This window comes from Flavobacterium cellulosilyticum (genome assembly GCF_004349355.1).
GTDB classification, from domain to species: Bacteria; Bacteroidota; Bacteroidia; order Flavobacteriales; family Flavobacteriaceae; genus Flavobacterium; species Flavobacterium cellulosilyticum.
Genome location: NZ_SMFK01000001.1, coordinates 808,593 through 826,570 on the forward strand (window position 1 = coordinate 808,593; position 17,978 = coordinate 826,570).

17 protein-coding genes and 2 tRNA genes are annotated in these 17,978 nt (G+C 33.4%); 12 read left to right on the forward strand and 7 right to left on the reverse strand.

What is annotated here, in order from left to right; all coding sequences use genetic code 11:
* Window positions 1-50: 50 nt before the first annotated feature.
* Window positions 51-1,400 (reverse strand): serine hydrolase domain-containing protein, encoded by a 1,350-nt coding sequence (locus tag E0F76_RS03130; RefSeq protein WP_132001195.1) that lies wholly within the window; start codon window positions 1,398-1,400, stop codon window positions 51-53.
* 248 nt (window positions 1,401-1,648) lie between these two features.
* Here E0F76_RS03130 and E0F76_RS03135 point away from each other — a divergent pair, with 248 nt between their 5' ends.
* The 7 genes from E0F76_RS03135 to E0F76_RS03165 all read left to right on the forward strand — a co-directional run bounded on the left by E0F76_RS03135 (window position 1,649) and on the right by E0F76_RS03165 (window position 6,229).
* On the forward strand, window positions 1,649-2,863 hold the full coding sequence (locus tag E0F76_RS03135; protein WP_132001650.1) for an aminotransferase class V-fold PLP-dependent enzyme: 1,215 nt from the start codon (window positions 1,649-1,651) through the stop codon (window positions 2,861-2,863).
* A gap of 10 nt (window positions 2,864-2,873) precedes the next feature.
* On the forward strand, window positions 2,874-3,305 hold the full coding sequence (locus E0F76_RS03140; protein WP_132001198.1) for a hypothetical protein: 432 nt from the start codon (window positions 2,874-2,876) through the stop codon (window positions 3,303-3,305).
* 2 nt (window positions 3,306-3,307) lie between these two features.
* Window positions 3,308-3,727 (forward strand): SufE family protein, encoded by a 420-nt coding sequence (locus tag E0F76_RS03145; RefSeq protein WP_132001201.1) that lies wholly within the window; start codon window positions 3,308-3,310, stop codon window positions 3,725-3,727.
* A 69-nt stretch (window positions 3,728-3,796) separates the two neighbouring features.
* Window positions 3,797-4,204 carry a GxxExxY protein gene (locus E0F76_RS03150; protein ID WP_132001204.1) on the forward strand — a complete coding sequence of 136 codons (408 nt, stop codon included), beginning with the start codon at window positions 3,797-3,799 and terminating at the stop codon, window positions 4,202-4,204.
* Between the two features lie 95 nt (window positions 4,205-4,299).
* The gene (locus E0F76_RS03155) at window positions 4,300-4,623 is read left to right on the forward strand and encodes an SUF system Fe-S cluster assembly protein (protein WP_132001206.1); all 324 of its coding nucleotides are present in this window, start codon (window positions 4,300-4,302) and stop codon (window positions 4,621-4,623) included.
* 79 nt (window positions 4,624-4,702) lie between these two features.
* Window positions 4,703-5,212, forward strand: coding sequence for a DUF2480 family protein (locus E0F76_RS03160; RefSeq protein ID WP_132001209.1), 510 nt, complete (start codon window positions 4,703-4,705; stop codon window positions 5,210-5,212).
* An 87-nt stretch (window positions 5,213-5,299) separates the two neighbouring features.
* A complete protein-coding gene (locus E0F76_RS03165; protein WP_132001212.1) occupies window positions 5,300-6,229 on the forward strand; it encodes a DUF3078 domain-containing protein in 930 nt (309 codons plus the stop codon).
* Window positions 6,230-6,294: 65 nt separating this feature from the next.
* Here the strand turns inward: E0F76_RS03165 and E0F76_RS03170 are convergent, their stop codons facing one another.
* From E0F76_RS03170 to E0F76_RS03190, 5 genes are all read right to left on the reverse strand, one after another.
* Window positions 6,295-6,819 (reverse strand): hypothetical protein, encoded by a 525-nt coding sequence (locus tag E0F76_RS03170; protein WP_132001215.1) that lies wholly within the window; start codon window positions 6,817-6,819, stop codon window positions 6,295-6,297.
* A gap of 440 nt (window positions 6,820-7,259) precedes the next feature.
* Window positions 7,260-8,492, reverse strand: a complete 1,233-nt coding sequence (gene hflX / locus E0F76_RS03175) for a GTPase HflX (protein ID WP_132001218.1) — start codon at window positions 8,490-8,492, stop codon at window positions 7,260-7,262.
* 93 nt (window positions 8,493-8,585) lie between these two features.
* On the reverse strand, window positions 8,586-9,797 hold the full coding sequence (locus tag E0F76_RS03180; RefSeq protein ID WP_132001221.1) for an MFS transporter: 1,212 nt from the start codon (window positions 9,795-9,797) through the stop codon (window positions 8,586-8,588).
* A 96-nt stretch (window positions 9,798-9,893) separates the two neighbouring features.
* Entirely contained in the window at window positions 9,894-10,937 is a 1,044-nt protein-coding gene (locus tag E0F76_RS03185; RefSeq protein ID WP_132001224.1) for a Gfo/Idh/MocA family oxidoreductase, read from the reverse strand.
* A 152-nt stretch (window positions 10,938-11,089) separates the two neighbouring features.
* Window positions 11,090-12,154: an NADH:flavin oxidoreductase/NADH oxidase gene (locus E0F76_RS03190; RefSeq protein ID WP_132001227.1), complete on the reverse strand. Its 1,065-nt coding sequence runs from the start codon at window positions 12,152-12,154 to the stop codon at window positions 11,090-11,092.
* Between the two features lie 204 nt (window positions 12,155-12,358).
* Between E0F76_RS03190 and rseP the strand changes: the two genes are divergently transcribed.
* Both rseP and E0F76_RS03200 read left to right on the forward strand, forming a co-directional pair.
* On the forward strand, window positions 12,359-13,699 hold the full coding sequence (gene rseP / locus E0F76_RS03195) for an RIP metalloprotease RseP (protein WP_132001230.1): 1,341 nt from the start codon (window positions 12,359-12,361) through the stop codon (window positions 13,697-13,699).
* A gap of 138 nt (window positions 13,700-13,837) precedes the next feature.
* Window positions 13,838-13,911: transfer RNA gene (locus E0F76_RS03200), tRNA-Asn, on the forward strand.
* A gap of 348 nt (window positions 13,912-14,259) precedes the next feature.
* Here E0F76_RS03200 and E0F76_RS03205 read toward each other — a convergent pair.
* On the reverse strand, window positions 14,260-15,450 hold the full coding sequence (locus E0F76_RS03205; protein ID WP_132001233.1) for a PepSY-like domain-containing protein: 1,191 nt from the start codon (window positions 15,448-15,450) through the stop codon (window positions 14,260-14,262).
* 361 nt (window positions 15,451-15,811) lie between these two features.
* Between E0F76_RS03205 and E0F76_RS03210 the strand changes: the two genes are divergently transcribed.
* The 3 genes from E0F76_RS03210 to E0F76_RS03220 all read left to right on the forward strand — a co-directional run bounded on the left by E0F76_RS03210 (window position 15,812) and on the right by E0F76_RS03220 (window position 17,804).
* On the forward strand, window positions 15,812-16,927 hold the full coding sequence (locus E0F76_RS03210; protein WP_132001237.1) for a PQQ-dependent sugar dehydrogenase: 1,116 nt from the start codon (window positions 15,812-15,814) through the stop codon (window positions 16,925-16,927).
* Window position 16,928: 1 nt separating this feature from the next.
* Window positions 16,929-17,399 carry a c-type cytochrome gene (locus E0F76_RS03215; RefSeq protein WP_132001240.1) on the forward strand — a complete coding sequence of 157 codons (471 nt, stop codon included), beginning with the start codon at window positions 16,929-16,931 and terminating at the stop codon, window positions 17,397-17,399.
* 333 nt (window positions 17,400-17,732) lie between these two features.
* Window positions 17,733-17,804: transfer RNA gene (locus E0F76_RS03220), tRNA-Arg, on the forward strand.
* Window positions 17,805-17,978: the final 174 nt, after the last annotated feature.

Genomic DNA, 17,978 nt, shown 5'->3' on the forward strand with positions numbered 1-17,978 from the left:
TTTAATTTTTTTTAATTTATTTGTATTTAAATACTTAACTTATTTTTATATTATTTTAAGTTGAGGTGTAAACTCCCCACAACGCCGCTCAATAAGCCATTAAAATCAAAGTTTTCACTCAAACCAATTCGAACAATCACTAAATCGTTGCTTGGAAAAATAGCAACCATTTGTCCTTGAAAACCGCTGCAATAATACATGTCTCGTGGAGCATCAGGGAATTTTCCGCCGGCGTTCAGCCAAAAGTGAGCTCCATAATCTCCTTTGGAACCCTTAGTTGGAGTCGCTACATAGTTTATCCAACTTTCTTCAAAAAGTGGTTCTCCGTTCCAGTTTCCTTTGTGTAAATATAACAATCCCAATTTTGCCCAGTCCCTTGTTGTTGCCCAGCCATAAGAAGAACCCACATAATTTCCTGCCATATCGGTTTCGATTACCATCGAATGCATCCCAATTTTGTCAATTAATGCAGAATACCAAAAATCTAAATATTCCTGATGAGTTTTGAATTGCTTTCGCAAAATGCCAGATAGCAAATTAGTAGTTCCAGAGGAATAATTCCAATGAGTGTTGGGTTCATATAGTGCCGGTTTTTGAATTTGTGCTTGGCTCATGTCTTCAGACAAGAAAAGCATTTTTGTGGCGTCCGAAATTTTAGTGTAGTCTTCTTCCCATTCTAAGCCGGAGTTCATGTGTAGTAAATCATTGATGGTGATTTTGGCTCGTTTGTCTTTTGCCCATTCGACAATTGGAGCGGGTTTATTGATGTTAATTTTTGCTTGTTTTTGTAAAATTCCATACAATGTTGCTGCAATACTTTTGGTCATGGACCAACCCAATATTTTAGAATTTTTATTGAAACCCACCTCGTATTTTTCGGCGATAATTTTGTCTTTATAAATCACGATAATTGACCGGGTTCTCTTCTTTTTCTCTCCTTTTGTATCAAATGCATTGGCGATTGTCTTTTCTAACTTAGCATAATCTATATTGGAAAAAAAAGTATCTTTCGGTTCATGGTTTCCATAAGGAAAAGCTAAGTTGTTTTTGAATTGTATTCTTTTTGGAACTTCGTAAGCTTTTGAAATATCAAAATTGTCGTTGATTAATGTCGCTCCTAATCCTTCGCGATAGATGGCTTTTCGTTCTTTCAACCCAAAAACAGAAGCACTAGCAAATTTTCCTTTTTCATCAATTGTGTTACTCGCTAAGTCAATAGGGTCAAAATCATTGTCCCCTTTTTCAATCATTTCTTGAGAACGATTGTCTATGAAATGTCCTGATGCAACACTTTTGGCTGAAAATCCCGAAATTAAAGCCAGTTTGGGATAATTAATATATCCTAAATAGATGGCAACTAATAAAAAAGAGATGCCAAGAATTTTGACTGTTTTGTGCATACAAGTGAATTATAAATCAATGCAATTTAATTTTTTTTAGCCACGAATTCTCAAATTTTGTTATGAAATTACATCAAAATTAACACAAGTAAATTGGCGAATACGTGGCGAAACCAATTTAGTTTTATTACTTTTGTATTTAGAATTTTTCTAAATAAAGAAATGCCAATTTTAAATGGTGTTATCTTAATGATTGTTAATTACAGGCATTGAATATGACCTATAAAGTACAATATAAAGCAGATACAATGTTAGATATTAATAAAGTTAGAGCCGATTTTCCAATACTCTCTCAAAAAGTAAACGGAAAACAATTGGTTTATTTTGATAACGGCGCCACCTCGCAAAAACCACAAGTTGTGATTGATGCAATAGCGCAATATTATCAAGAAATCAATGCAAATATTCATCGTGGAGTACATACTTTGAGCCAATTGGCAACTGATGCTTATGAAGTATCACGAGCTACAATTCAAAATCATATCAATGCCAAATTTGCTCACGAGGTGATTTTCACCTCGGGAACAACGCATGGAATTAATGCTGTCGCCAATGGTTTTGCTTCAATATTAAAGGTTGGTGATGAGGTTTTAGTTTCGGCCATGGAACATCATAGCAATATTGTACCTTGGCAAATGTTGTGTGAGAAAACAGGAGCCACATTGAGAGTGATCCCAATGAATGAAAACGGCGAATTGATTATGGCCGAATATGATAAATTAGTATCGGAAAAAACTAAAATCGTAACGGTAAATCATATTTCAAACGCTTTGGGAACGATCAATCCAATCAAATACATGATTGATAAAGCGCATGAATTTGGTGCTGCGATTTTAATTGATGGAGCACAAGCCGTTCCACATTTAAAACCCGATGTTCAAGAATTGGATTGTGATTTTTATGTGTTTTCTGGACACAAAATGTGTGGGCCAACTGGAACTGGAATTTTATACGGTAAAGAAGCGTGGTTGAACCAATTGCCTCCATATCAAGGTGGTGGCGAAATGATAAAGGAAGTCACTTTCGAAAAATCTACTTATGCTGATTTGCCTCATAAATTTGAAGCAGGAACGCCTAATATTGCAGGAGGAATTGTGCTGGGAACTGCAGTTGATTATATGAATTCCATTGGTTTTGAAAACATTCAACAACAGGAAAAAGAATTAGTAGAATACGGTACCAAGCGATTATTAGAAATTGAAGGATTAAAAATTTACGGTACTGCCAAGGAAAAAACATCTGTGATTTCATTTAATGTTGGCGAAATTCATCCATATGATATTGGTACAATTGTGGATAAGTTAGGAATAGCTGTACGAACTGGACATCATTGCGCACAACCCATCATGGAATTTTTTAAAATTCCTGGGACTATTAGAGCTAGTTTTTCATTTTATAATACAAAAGAGGAAATAGACGTTATGGTTGAAGCAGTCAAAAAAGCACAACTAATGCTTTCTTAAAACAATAGAAATGAAATTATATACGATGCTGTTTTTGAGTTTATTTCTAAGCAAAAGCTGTTCAAGTCAATCACAACAGGATTGTAAAGATGCAGTTTTAGAATATACAGCCAATACGAGAGGTTTTTATCAAAAGATAACCATCCAAAACCAAACGGTGATGGTTTCGAAAGATAGAAGCGGTAACGATAAACCGATTACCACAAATATTACAGATAAAGACTGGAAAGAGTTGGTTGGTTATTTTGAAACGATCAATTTGGATAGTTTGCCAACTTATAAAGGGCCAAGTCAAAAACGATTTCATGATGGGGCAGCAATCGCCAATTTGAAAGTTGTTTTTAAAGGTAAGACTTATGAAACAAGTTCTTTTGATCATGGAAATCCACCAGTTGAAATCAAAAAATTAGTTGATAAAATAAATACCTTTGTTAAAAAATAATAATGACAATAAAAGAAATACAAGAAGAAATAATAGATGAGTTTTCGATGTTTGACGATTGGATGCAGCGCTATGAATACATAATTGATTTGGGTAAAAATTTACCATTAATCCAAGAAGAATTCAAAAGCGATGACAATCTCATCAAAGGATGTCAGTCGAAAGTGTGGCTCAAAGGAGAACAGGATGGTGACAAAATTCTTTTCACTGCCGACAGTGATGCCATTTTAACTAAAGGAATTATAGCCATACTAATTCGTGTTTTTTCAAATCAAGCTGCAATGGATATTTTGAATGCTGAAATGGATTTTATAGATGAAATTGGTTTAAAAGAACATTTATCACCCACTCGCGCCAATGGATTGGTTTCGATGATAAAAAATATAAAAATGTACGCATTGGCATTCGATGCAAAAAAATAAATCTCCTAACATATAAGGCAATTAAGGTCAAATAAGTTAGAAAATATATTTATTAGCATTAAAAAAATTATGAAAAAAACATATTTAAAAAATTTAGTGTATCAAGTGAATGGAGCTGCAATTGAAGTTCACAAACATCTTGGACCAGGACTTTTAGAAAGTGTATATCATAATTGTCTAAAAAAAGAATTAAATTTAAGAGGAATTGAATTTAAAACTGAACTTATAATTCCTGTTAATTACAAAGGATTAGATGTAGAGGCAGGCTTGAAATGTGATTTATTAGTAGAAAGTAGTTTGGTAGTAGAGTTAAAGGCAGTAGAAAAAGTTATGCCAATACACGAATCACAACTATTAACTTATATGAAACTTTTGGAAGTACCAATAGCATTAATTATAAATTTTAATGTTATGCATATTTTTAAAGAAGGACAGAAATCTTATGTTAACGAATTATATAGATATTTAGAAGAATAATTAACTAATCACTTAGGACATTTAAGTTCAAAATTAAATCAAAACAAAAACTTAATGACCTTAAATTCCTTATATGGTTAAAAAAAATAAAAATTATGGAACAAGCAATAGACACTAACTTATTAGGAACTGAAATTGTAGCAAAACTTAAAACAATCTACGATCCAGAGATTCCTGTTGATATTTACGAATTAGGATTGATTTACGACGTTATGGTTAGTACGGATTTTGAAGTAAAAATTCTGATGACGCTTACTTCGCCAAACTGTCCTGTGGCAGAAAGTTTACCTAGAGAAGTAGAAGAGAAAGTAAAATCGATTGAACACATTAAAAATGCTGAAGTAGAAATTACTTTTGATCCACCATGGAGCAAAGATTTAATGAGTGAAGAAGCAAAATTAGAACTAGGAATGCTTTAAAATACAGTCATAAAGTTAAAAGTCATAAAGTTTCAAGTCAGACTTTATGACTTTCGAGCTTTGACTTTAAGACCTAATTATGGAAGAAATAGTAAATAAAGTAGCCAATAGTGCCTTGGAGGTTTTCGATCTCGAAGATTATTATCCAAAGGGAATTCGTGTGCAAATTGATATTTCGCAATGGCTTCTTGAAGGATTTCTTTTGAAAGAAAAAGACTTTAGAGAACATCTAAAGTCCCACGATTGGGCACAATATCAAGACCAGTTTGTTGCTATTAATTGTAGCACAGGTGCTATTGTTCCTGCTTGGGCTTCTATTTTGGTTGCGGTGCAATTGGTGCCTTATGCCAAGAAAATTGTAAACGGAACAATTGAGGATTTGGACTCTGCTTTATATGAAGAATTACTTTCTAAAGTAGATTATTCAGTGTATGAAAATAAGGCAGTGATAATCAAAGGTTGCTCGAAAAAACCAGTGCCTATGCGTGCTTATATTATAGTAGCACAGTACTTGCAATCCTATGCCAGAAGTATAATGTATGGAGAAGCTTGTTCTGCAGTGCCCTTGTATAAAGCTTCTAAAAAATAAATTTAGTGACCTAATTATCAATTCAGTTAATAGAAAATTTGAGCGTTTTTTTTTATATTTGTTAGACTAACAAAAAAATGAAAAATCATGAAAAATCTTCTGCTAAGTGTTGTTTTTTTAGTTTCCATTTTCTATGTTCAAGCTCAAACTTCAGAAAAAGAGCTTCTCAAAAACACTGAAAAAGCAGTGAAAACCATTGCAGATACGACAACAAATGGATGGGAAAATAAGGGTAATATTTCCTTATTATTCAACCAAGCCAACTTTAACAACTGGATTGCTGGAGGCGAAAGCAGTCTTTCAGGAAATATAGGAATCAATTATGAGTTCAACTATAAACAAGATTTAGTAACTTGGGACAACAAGTTAATTGGATCTTACGGAATGCTGCGAACAAAAAATTCAAATTTTGAAAAGAAAACGGACGATCGTTTTGAATTCAACTCTGTTTATGGAAAAAAGGCCTTTGGAGATTGGTATTATTCTTTGTTCTTAAATTTTAAAACACAATTTTCTGCGGGATATGTTTACGGAAAAGATAGCAACGGCTCTGAAACGAGAGTGAAAAATACGGAGTTATTCTCGCCAGCATATCTTGCTTTTGGACCTGGATTATATTGGAAGAAAAATGATAAAGTAAAAGTAAATTTTGCTCCAATAACTTCTAAATTAACTTTTGTAAATAGTAAATATACTTCTGGATTGGGCTATATAGACGGAAGTTATTTTGGCGTAGATGCCAATAAAAGCATACGATATGAACTTGGGTTTTATGCTGCAGGGTATTACAAATTAAATTTAATGAGTAATGTTAATGTTGAAAATATCTTAAGCTTATATTCTAATTATTTAGACAAACCTGGAAACGTAGACATTGATTATCAAATTAATATTTTAATGAAAGTCAATCGACTATTGACTGCAAATATTACATTTCATGCGATATATGATGATAATGCTTTTCAAGGTTTTCAAACTAGGGAAGTATTTGGTTTAGGACTTAATTATGGTTTTTAATTTATAGTACACTACATAAAAAAGGCTGTTCAGAAAATATTCCGGACAGCCTTTATTGCGTTTAATTAACGTCTTCCATGGTTTTCATGTTTATAATGTCCTTTTTGGTTGCGATCGTTTGAAGCATATCTATTTTCTTTCCAGTTTTCACGGTTATTTTCATGGTCATCTTCATGGTTATTTTCATGATACTCTTTACGATCATAATTTCGATTCATGACATGACTATGATTTTCACCTCTATACCCTTCATAATATCTCCTTCTATCATTATTGAAGTTTTGATAAGGATGGTGACCGTGATAATCATTCAAACTTACTCTATATCCATTTCGGGCATCATAATTTCTATATTGATAAGGTAAGTTTCTAGTACGTATCCAACTTCCTCCATCTAAATAAACATATTGACAAGCACGAACATCATAATAAGTTTCAATGTCAGGTAGGTAATAATATTCTACAACGACATTTTCTGTATGGTGATATACCGGAGGAGTCCCTATGTTTAGATTAATTGAAATTTGTGCATTTGAAGTGCTTGATACAAATAGAATTATTCCAACGGCAATTAATTTCAAAGTTTTCATGATTTCAATATTTTTAAATTATATTTTTTATTCGTTTCGTTTATATATTTACAGAATTCCAACAACTGTGCCACAATATGTTTTTAAAAAATAATTGGGCTTAATAACTTATCTATTATTCGTATATTTTAAATTTAAAATATTGAATATTACTAGGTTGTGGTTCATTCTTAAAGATGTTTTTTTTATTGAAAATGGTTTTTTTATTTACCCGTAAATAAGTGTTGAGTTCGCAATTAGGATAGTATTAGAAATCCTTTTAAGTAACGCAGTGAAATAAAAGATTATTTCATCTAACAGATATTTTTTTTTAGTTCAGTGAACTTACTTTATAATGAAAAGCCTGAAACTGTTTTAAGGATTGTAGCAGGGTCATGCCCAAAAAAAAATCCCTATTGAAAGATGTCAAAAGGGATTCGTGAATGTAATATTAGCGTAAATTATTTTTCTTCTTTTTCAACAGCATCCTTATAATCTGGATACAAAAACTTATTGTAAGGAAAACGAGTAATGTGAATCTGTCTTACGGCTTCATAAACCCGTTCACGGAATTCTTCAAAATTTTCTTTCTCAGTAGCTGAAATAAACAAGGCGTTTTCCTCACCCACACGGCTCATCCAGGTGGATTTCCATTCTTCGAGAGTGAAGTGACGCGGAGTCTTTTGAGTCATTAAATCATCTTCGTCAATGGTCAAATGTTTGTAAGCGTCAATTTTATTGAAAACCATAATTATTGGCTTATCATTCGCTTTGATGTCCAATAAAGTTTGGTTTACTGAGGCAATGTGATCTTCGAATTCGGGATGTGATATGTCGACAACGTGCAATAACAAGTCGGCTTCGCGAACCTCATCAAGTGTGCTTTTGAAAGAATCCACCAGTTGAGTGGGTAGTTTTCTTATAAAACCTACGGTGTCTGAAAGTAAAAAAGGAAGGTTTTTTATTACTACTTTTCGAACTGTTGTGTCTAAAGTGGCAAAAAGTTTGTTCTCTACAAAAACATCACTTTTCCCAATGGCATTCATCAAAGTCGATTTTCCCACATTGGTATAACCTACTAAAGCAACACGAACCATTGCGCCGCGATTGCTGCGTTGGGTTCCCATTTGCTTGTCAATGGCTTTGATTTTGTCTTTTAATAAGGCAATTCTATCGCGTACAATACGTCTATCGGTTTCAATTTCCGTTTCTCCAGGTCCACGCATTCCAATTCCCCCTTTTTGACGCTCAAGGTGAGTCCACATTCCAGAAAGGCGAGGCAATAAATATTGGCATTGCGCCAATTCTACTTGAGTTCTAGCGTAGGATGTTTCAGCTCTTTGCGCAAAAATATCAAGAATTAGATGGGTTCTATCTAAGATTTTACAATCTTCAATAAGTTTGGATATGTTTTTTTGTTGTGAAGGTGTCAATTCATCGTCAAAAATCAGTGTCGAAATACTATTTTCTTTTACATAAAGTAATATTTCTTCTAATTTTCCAGTTCCAACAAAAGTCTTTGGATTAGGGCGCTCCATTTTTTGTGAAAATCGTTTCACCACTTCACCACCAGCAGTATAGGTCAAAAACTCTAATTCGTCAAGATACTCTTTGAGTTTTTCTTCACTTTGATTTTGAGTGACGATCCCTACGATTGCGGTTTTTTCGAAATTTATTGTTTCTTTTTCTAACATAATTATGAATAAGCTACAAATTTAATGATTTGAAAGGGACTTATTGACTTATGGGTATGTTTTTAATATTTCCTTAGGATTATGAGTTTAAGCTTACTCCATTTCCTTAACTTTTTTTACTAAGAAAGCGATCAAAATACCGAACATACCAATAAATGCAAATGAAAATTGCAGACCGAAAACTTCAGCAATGTGACCAATAACGGGTGGTCCCATCAAGAAGCCTAGAAAACTTACGCTTGAAACGGCTGTCAAGGCTTCGCCTGTTGGAATTGTTGGATGTTTTCCTGCGATACTATAAAGTGTAGGTATAACAGTAGAAACTCCTACGCCTACTATCATAAAAGCAATGGTACACGGAATGATATAGGGCAAAAGTACGGCCATAAACAATCCAGTAGAAATCATAACACCACTAATTTGCATCACCGTTTTTCGACCAAATTTATTAATTAAACGATCTCCAAAAAACCGTCCGCTTGCCATCATAATCATAAAAGAAGTATAGCCTAAAACGATTAATGAACCAGGAGCCTTTACTATATCTTTAAAATACACACCGCTCCAATCGAACATAATTCCTTCACTAGCCATACTGCAAAATCCAATAACTCCCAATAAAATCAATGATTTATCGGGTTTATTAAATCTTTTTTTCTTGTCAGGACGTTTGGTTTCTTTGGCTTTAACTAAGTATTTTAAATTTAATGCAACCAATAACAAAACAATTGCGCCAACAATTAGAAAATGAGAATAAGTTGTGATTTTCAAAGTTAGCATTCCAAGGCCAACTAATGCACCGGAAAATCCAGCCAAACTCCACATGCCGTGAAAAGAGGACATAATAGTTCTTTTGAAAAGTCCCTCGGTATAAACCCCTTGAGTGTTTAGAGCTATGTTTGTTAAGTTGCCTGAGACACCAAAAAAAACTAATCCTAGTCCCAATTGCCATGAATTATGAGCCAAACCAATATTTGTTAAACTGATAGTATACAATAAAACAGCTAAAGGAAGTACACGATGACTGCCAAATCGAGTCACCAGTTTTCCTGAAAAAATCATCATTATTAACTGTCCTACTGGTAATGCAAAAAGGATTGTTCCTAATTGTCCATCACTCAAATGTAAATCAGCTTTGATCGTTGGGATTCGACTCGCCCAACTGGAGAAACACAAACCCATACCAAAATAAAATAGAGAAACTGCCCAACGAATTCTGTTCAGGTAGGATTCTTTCGCATCACGATAGGATTTCTTGTATTTGCCTTTCGCTTTATATTGGCCAATAAAATTAAAATATTGCAAAACGTTTTTATTTAAAATTGAATCCGCAAAAATACAAAATCAAAATGTTTTTTATTTGTTTATTTCTCTCAATAAGGTTTAGTATAACGTTATTGTTTATAAATTGATTGCGCTTTTTTGCTGGTTGCTTAGTATCGCGGCTTCAATAATTTGCATTACGTTTACGCCATCTTGTGCCGTTACAGGCTCAATTGTATTGTTAATTAAGGATTGGTGCACTTCATCAAAATAATCGTAATAATTACCTTGAAGCGTTGGTATAGTATCTCTAAAGATGCTACCATTGAGTTCTGTATGCAAGATTCCTTCTTTGGTTTTAGGTTCTGTTCCCCAAGTTGTAAAATTTGGTTTTTTTCCTAATTTAAGTTCGTCTTCTTGTACATCACCTCGCGACTTTAAAAAAGAACCTTTTTTTCCGTGAAAAATAAAGGAAGGAAGCGCTTCTCGAATAAAGTATCCAGCCTTCAATCGTACTCTAAATTCAGGATAATACAACAAAATATCAAAATAATCCTCAACTAATGTGTTTTCTCTTGTAAATCGAACATCAGCAAAAATAGCTTTGGGCATACCAAACAATACTAAAGCTTGATCGATAATATGGGGTCCTAAATCTCTTAAAATCCCAGAGCCAGGATTGGCAGTTTCCTTATGTATTTTAGGACTTAAATCAGGTGTATAACGATCATAATGTATTTCGGCTTCTACGATATCGCCAAGCAAATTATCAGAAAGCACTTTTTTTACCGTTTTGAAATCACTATCCCATCTTCTGTTTTGGAAAACGAACAATTTCAACCCTTTTTCTTTTGCAAGAGCATCTAATTCCTTTGCTTCGGCCAATGTGGAGGTAAATGCTTTTTCGACCAAAGCATGTTTTCCAGCCAACAAAACTTTTTTGGCATATTCAAAATGCGATGCTGTAGGGGTATTTACCACCACTAAATCGATGGATTTGTCTTCTAAAATGGCTTCTAAACTAGGATAGCTTATCGTATTTGGATAATCGGATTGGATGTTCTTACTGCTTCTCTCCCAAGATCCTAATAGTTCAAAACCAGGATGAAGCTCCATATATGGGGCATGAAATACTTTACCTGACATTCCGTAGGACAATAACGCTGCTTTTATTTTTTTCATAATTAATTTTAGATTTTAGAGTGTAGATTTTAGATTAGTTGGAGAGGAAAGTTGATTTTAGATTTTCTGTCGATTTCAAGTTCAATACTTCAAATTAGAGGTTTGGCATATATTAACACAAAATCTAAACTCTGAAGTCTGAACTCTAAAATTTATTTAGCTCTTTCGTATTGTATTGGCCACTGAATAGTAGCATTCAATTCATTAGCAAAGTCTAACGCTAAATTAGGGTTTCTCAAGGATTCTCTGGCAAATAAAACTAAATCGGATTTTCCGGTGGCAACAATAGATTCCGCTTGACTTGCTTCTGTTATCATTCCAACTGCGCCAGTTAAAATTCCTGTTTCTTTTTTGATTCTTTCGGCAAAAGGAACTTGATAATTGGGTCCCAGAGGAATTTGCTGATGAGAAACCAAACCACCAGAAGAAACATCAATTAAATCGACTCCTTTTTCTTTTACAATTTTCGAAAGCTGTACTGATTCCTCAATATTCCATCCGCCATCTGCCCAATCTGTGGCTGATATTCTAATAAATAGAGGTAAATTGGCTTGCCATTCGGATTGTACGGCTTCCAGAACTGCTAGAAGAAATCGAGTTCTGTTTTCGAAACTTCCGCCGTATTCATCCGTTCGGAAATTAGATAATGGCGAAAGGAATTGATGTAGTAAATAGCCGTGGGCTGCGTGGATTTCAATTACTTGAAAGCCAGCTTGCAATGCTCTTTTGGTTGCCGATTTAAAATCAGAAATTACTTTTTGAATTCCTATTTTGTCTAATGAAATTGGCGGTTTTTCAGTGGAATGATATCCTATAGCACTTGGAGCAACTGTATCCCAACCGCCATTGGTTTCATCCAGTTTTTTGTTTCCGTTCCAAGGTTCTGAAACACTCGATTTTCTACCAGCATGTGCCAGTTGAATTCCAGGAATTGCATTTTGAGAAACAATAAATTGATTGATGGATTGATATTTATCGATGTGTTCCTCTTTCCAAAGACCTAAATCACCTGGAGATATTCGACCTTCGGGAGAAACAGCAGTCGCTTCCTGGATGATTAAAGCTGCTCCACCGCTGGCACGACTGCCAAGATGTACTAAATGCCAATCATTAGCAAATCCATCTTGGGCTGAATATTGACACATTGGAGAAATAGCCATTCGGTTTTTGAACTGAATACTTTTAATTTGAAGAGGGGAGAATAATTGTGTTGACATTAACTATTTGATTTATCATTTTACAATTTTTTCAAAAATTATAAAATTTAGTTTTGAAGGGTAAAGTTAAATGACATGTAAGTAAGATAAAAGTATAATCGTATATTTATTAACAAATTTTTATCGTCTTGGCCAAAACTAAATCTTTGCAACTAAAATAGAAAGGCTTACTTTTGTGCGCAATACAGAAATTAAAAACAAGAAATGGAAATAGTTATCAAGCTTTCTCAATTTTTATTGAGCTTATCATTACTGATTATACTTCACGAATTAGGACATTTTATCCCTGCAAAAATATTTAAAACCCGAGTAGAAAAATTCTATTTGTTCTTTGACGTAAAATATTCATTGTTCAAAAAGAAAATTGGCGAAACCGAATATGGTATTGGCTGGTTGCCACTTGGAGGTTATGTTAAAATATCAGGAATGATAGATGAAAGTATGGATAAGGAACAAATGGCTTTGCCTCCACAACCATGGGAATTTCGTTCGAAACCAACTTGGCAACGATTAATAATCATGTTAGGAGGTGTTACCGTAAACTTCATTTTGGCTTTCATTATTTATATTGGAATGGCGTATGCCTATGGTGATTCGTACCTTAATAACTCTGAAGTAAAAGACGGAATTAGTACAAGCGAAGTAGGTAAAGAGTTAGGATTTAAAACAGGAGATAAAATAATTGCTGTAGATGGAGAAAAAATACTTCATTTTGATGAAATTCCTATGAAGCTATTGTTTTCAAAATCGGCTTTGATTGTGCGTAACGGACAAGAACAAACCATCAATTTCCCAGTAGACTTAATTGATAAAGTTTTAAAAGGTGAAAAACGGCCTTTTATTGGGTTGAGAGAGCCTTTTTTGGTTGCTTCGGTTCCAGACTCCTCTTCAAATAGTAAATCACTTTTGCCAAAAGACATCATACAATCTATGAATGGAGTCACTACAAAATATGCGGATCAAGTTAAAGACTTTTTAGAAACCAACAAAAACCAGACCGTTGATGCGGTAGTTTTAAGGGATGAAAAAGACGTTCCTGTTAAGATTAATATCAACAAAGAAGGTAAATTGGGAATTATGACCGCCTCTTTAGGATCTAAAAGTTTGGAGAAATTAGGTCTTTATAAATTCAGTACACAAGAATATGGTTTCTTTGAAGCTTTTCCAGTAGGAATTACAAAAGGTGCAAACCAATTAATAGGATACGGAAAACAGCTCAAAGCGATTTTTAATCCAGACACAGGTGCTTACAAAGGTGTGGGTGGTTTTAAAGCCATTTTTGACATTTTTCCTAGTACATGGAGTTGGGAAGTTTTCTGGTCCATTACCGCTTTGTTATCAATTATGCTAGGAGTCATGAACTTATTGCCAATTCCAGCACTTGATGGTGGTCATGTAATATTTTTATTATACGAAATGATTAGCGGTAAAAAACCGAGTGATAAGTTCTTAGAAAATGCACAAATGGTTGGTTTCTTTCTACTTATAACCTTGTTGTTGTTTGCCAATGGAAATGATATCTACAAGGCAATTATTGGAAAGTAGAAAAAAAGAAAAAATTTTTATTTTTTTCTTGCAGAAATCAAATTTAGCACTATCTTTGCCACCGCTTAGACAAACAAATAATATTTGAACTAAGCATAAAAAAACGTTCATTCATTAGTAGAATATAAATATACAGTTTCCTTCTTAGCTCAGTTGGTTAGAGCATCTGACTGTTAATCAGAGGGTCCTTGGTTCGAGCCCAAGAGAGGGAGCTTTTTAAAAAGACTTTACAGCAATGTAAGGTCTTTTTTGTTTTATAGCTATTGTGAAATCAGTACTTACAGTAGTTTTAGATAAAAAAAGAATTTTTGTCGTTTGACAAGTTTGATAAGTTATTGTATGAAATTAGTTTAATAGAGTAGTTGTCGAATTAAAATATAATTACCCTTATAGCTGAAGTTAAAAAATGGTTTTAATTATTTAAAGTTTGGTTTAATAGTTTAAAAAAAAATGGGCAGAATTAGAATATTTATCATTTTTAAAAAGATAAAAAAATTCTAATTCTGCCCAAAATAATTACTTAAGCAATAAAACAAATTGCTTAAGAGTAGTACTTGTTTTTAACTGTTTTTCACACTAACAAATAAACCAGCAATAGTAAAACTCAATTTTAATTTAGTTCCAGAAGTCTTAGTAATATAGATATCATAACTTCCGTCAGATTCTAAATGAGCTTCTGTAATAATAGCGCCCGGATAATTAGTAGTAATATATGTTTTTATATTGGCTATTAAATCTTTTACTATAACAGCCATCATTTCAGGACCATGATTGTTATTTGAATCAGAACCTACTACGAATGCACCAATTGAGCTGAAATTTAATTCCAATCGAACACCTGCTGCGGTAGTAATATGCACTTCGAAACCACCATTCCAATCTTTTTCTGCCGATGTAATTGTGGCCCCTGCATAATTGGTTGTAATGTAAGTAGTGATATCAGCCAATAGACTTGTAATTTCAATTGAAGTCTCGTGATTGGAATGATTATTGCCATTTGAGCTAACCGAAACAAAATCACCTGCAGCACTAAAATTCAAATTCAAATTGGCGCCAGCAGCAGTGGTAATTAATACATCAAAACTACCATCAGACTCTTTATGTGCCGATGTAATTGTAGCTCCAGTATAAGTGGTCGAGATGTAGGTTGTTATACTTGCAGCTAAATCAGCAATAGCAACCGGTGTTTGATGGTCTCCATGATTGTGATTGTGATTTCCATGTAATTTAAATACATGAGCGGAAACAAAAGTACCATCTGCGGTAAATTCCAATTTAATTTTGCTGCCATCAGCTGCCTTAATAAATACATCAAAACTACCATCAGATTCTGAATGTGCGGCTACTGTTGTAGCTCCTACATAATTAGTTTCGATATAAGTTTTAATTGCTGGCAATAAATCAGCAATAGCAACAGTCGTGTCTGTTTTTGTAGACACTAATGCACCTTTGGCTGTAAATTTCAATTTAATAATTACAATTGAAGTTTTGGATGTTGTTCCTGGCGCTAGTGAAACATAAGTTACATAAGATCCGTCGGAGTTTAAATTTACTTCGGTAGTCGTCGATCCTGCATATTTTGATGCAATATAAGACGAAATTGTACTTGGCAATGCAGCAGCAGAAACTACTTCATAACTTGAGTTTAATGCAGTAGTGTTTGCGCTTGTTGAAGCGGGGTCGTTATTAGTACAGCTAAATAGTACGCATGATAACGCTAATGCGAAAAGGGATTTTAGATTGTTTTTCATTGGGTTAAAAATTAAAAGTTAGGTAAATATTATATCATATTTTTTTTAATTGAATTGCATTCGTTATGTATAGAACATTTAGACATAAAATAACCCTACCTTTCTTTTGATGTTTTTTAAAGAAATTACATATATAATTAATTTAAAAAAGGCAATCCATTTTTATCACAGCTTATGTAATGACATTTATCGGGTTTTTGTAGTGTAGAATAATTGGTTTAGCAATTGTTAATCAAATAATTAAAAATGGATTGCACACGTACTTCCGTCTGTTTTTCTAAAAGAGAGTAGATTAATTAATGATATTTTAGTATCTTCGATTTTAATGGTTCATAAATACGAGAACTAAAAAAGCAAAATCATGGCGAAATACACATCAATACTACTTTTTTCTATTTTTGTTAGTTGTAATGCACAACAAAAACAAAACGATATTCCATTACTTGATGAAGTAAAAAACTACACTTTTGAAACTGTAGCCTCCGGTATTCCTATTCCTTGGGGAATGGCTTGGTTACCTGATGGAACGATGCTAGTTACAGAAAAAAGTGGTATAATTTATCATATTGTAAATGGTGTAAAAACCGAAATTAAAAATGTGCCAAAAGTATATAACCGCGGTCAAGGGGGTTTACTTGATATTGTCTTGCATCCCAATTATGCTAAAAATGGTTGGATTTATATCACTTATGCTTCAACTGAAGGCGAAGGCGAAGGAGGCAATACCAAACTCATTCGTGCCAAATTAGAAAACGAAAGTTTGACACAAATTGAATCATTGTACAAAGCAGGTCCAAATACTACTAAAGGACAGCATTTTGGTTCACGAATCGTCTTTGATAAAGACGGTTTTCTATATTTCTCGGCTGGAGAAAGAGGAAATCATTTTGTGAATCCACAAGACATCACCCGTGATAACGGAAAAATATACCGATTGAATGATGACGGGAGTATTCCAGCAACCAATCCTTTTGTAGGGCAAAAAGGAGCAAAAGAAGCCATTTATTCCTATGGACATAGGAATCCACAAGGCATGGCAATAAATCCGGTTTCAGGAGAAATTTGGGAACACGAACATGGGCCTCAGGGTGGAGATGAAATTAATATAATAAAAAAAGGAGCGAATTATGGCTGGCCAGTTGTTACTTATGGGATTGATTATGATGGAACAACTATAAGTACTCAAACTGAAAAACCAGGTATCGAAAATCCTATTTATTATTGGGTTCCTTCAATTGCACCCAGCGGAATGGTGTTTGTAACTAGCAATCTTTATCCAGAATGGAAAGGACATTTGTTGGTAGGTTCTTTAAAATTTCAATACTTGGAATTGGTAAAATTAAAAAACAATACAATCATTGGAAGACAAAAAATTGGCACTGATATTGGACGTGTAAGAAATGTAGCACAAGGCCCCGACGGCTATATTTATATTGGGGTAGAAGGGAAAGGAATTCTTAAAATTATACCAAATTAGTATGACAACATTTAAATATATTTTGGGGTTACCCCTTTTGCTATTGTATGCTTTTTATTTTTCAAACTCTAAGTCAACTCGTGGTTTTAGTACTGAAAAGGAATATCTGACTATTGAAAAAGTAATTCAGAAAAAAACGGACTTACAAAAAAGTATCGAAAAAGGAAAAGAAGTGTATGCTGATTTTTGTATCCAATGCCACATGGCAAATGGGAAAGGAGATTTGAAGAATTTCCCTCCTTTAGATGGCTCTAATTGGCTAATTAAAAATATAAATCAAAGTATTCATGCGGTGAAATTTGGGCAAACGGGTGAAATACTAGTTAATGGTAAAAAATTCAACAATACTATGCCTTCCATGGGATTGTCAAATCAGGAAGTTGCTGATGTAATGAATTATATTAGGAACTCTTGGAGCAACAAACAACAAAAAATGATTAGTCTCAAACAAGTGGAGGCTATTAAGCAATAAGTTATTACCACAAATTAAAAAAGCAAAACATCTAAGGATTTATTCATCAAACTACTTATGGACTTCAAGACTATAAGTAGTTTAGTTATAAAATACAAGAGGTACATTCGTAAGTTGGCTTCCTGAATAATTGACATCTCCAACTACAAAATCTTTAATTTTCACATCTTTATATACCCCAGAAAGTTGTTGCGGTATCAAACTGATGTCAACAAACTCTTATCTATTTAAAGACGCTACGCAATAAAAGGAAATAAATTAATCGCTTTGATTATCGCTTTGATTTTTTCATTCGCTCAAGTAAGATTAAAATGTTAAGTAAAATTAATATGGAGCCCCGTAGTTCAACGGATAGAATGGGAGTTTCCTAAACTTTTGATTCGGGTTCGATTCCCGACGGGGTTACAACTAATGATGTTCTATTTTTTAATAAAAAATAAGTATTATCTGTTTTTTAGTTGAATTTATTTTTAACTATATTATTCTTTTGCATAGTTGATGGATCTATAATTAGACGCTATAAATAATTTCAATTTCACATAAATAAAACTTTTAATATTAGTTAACAAAGTCTCATAT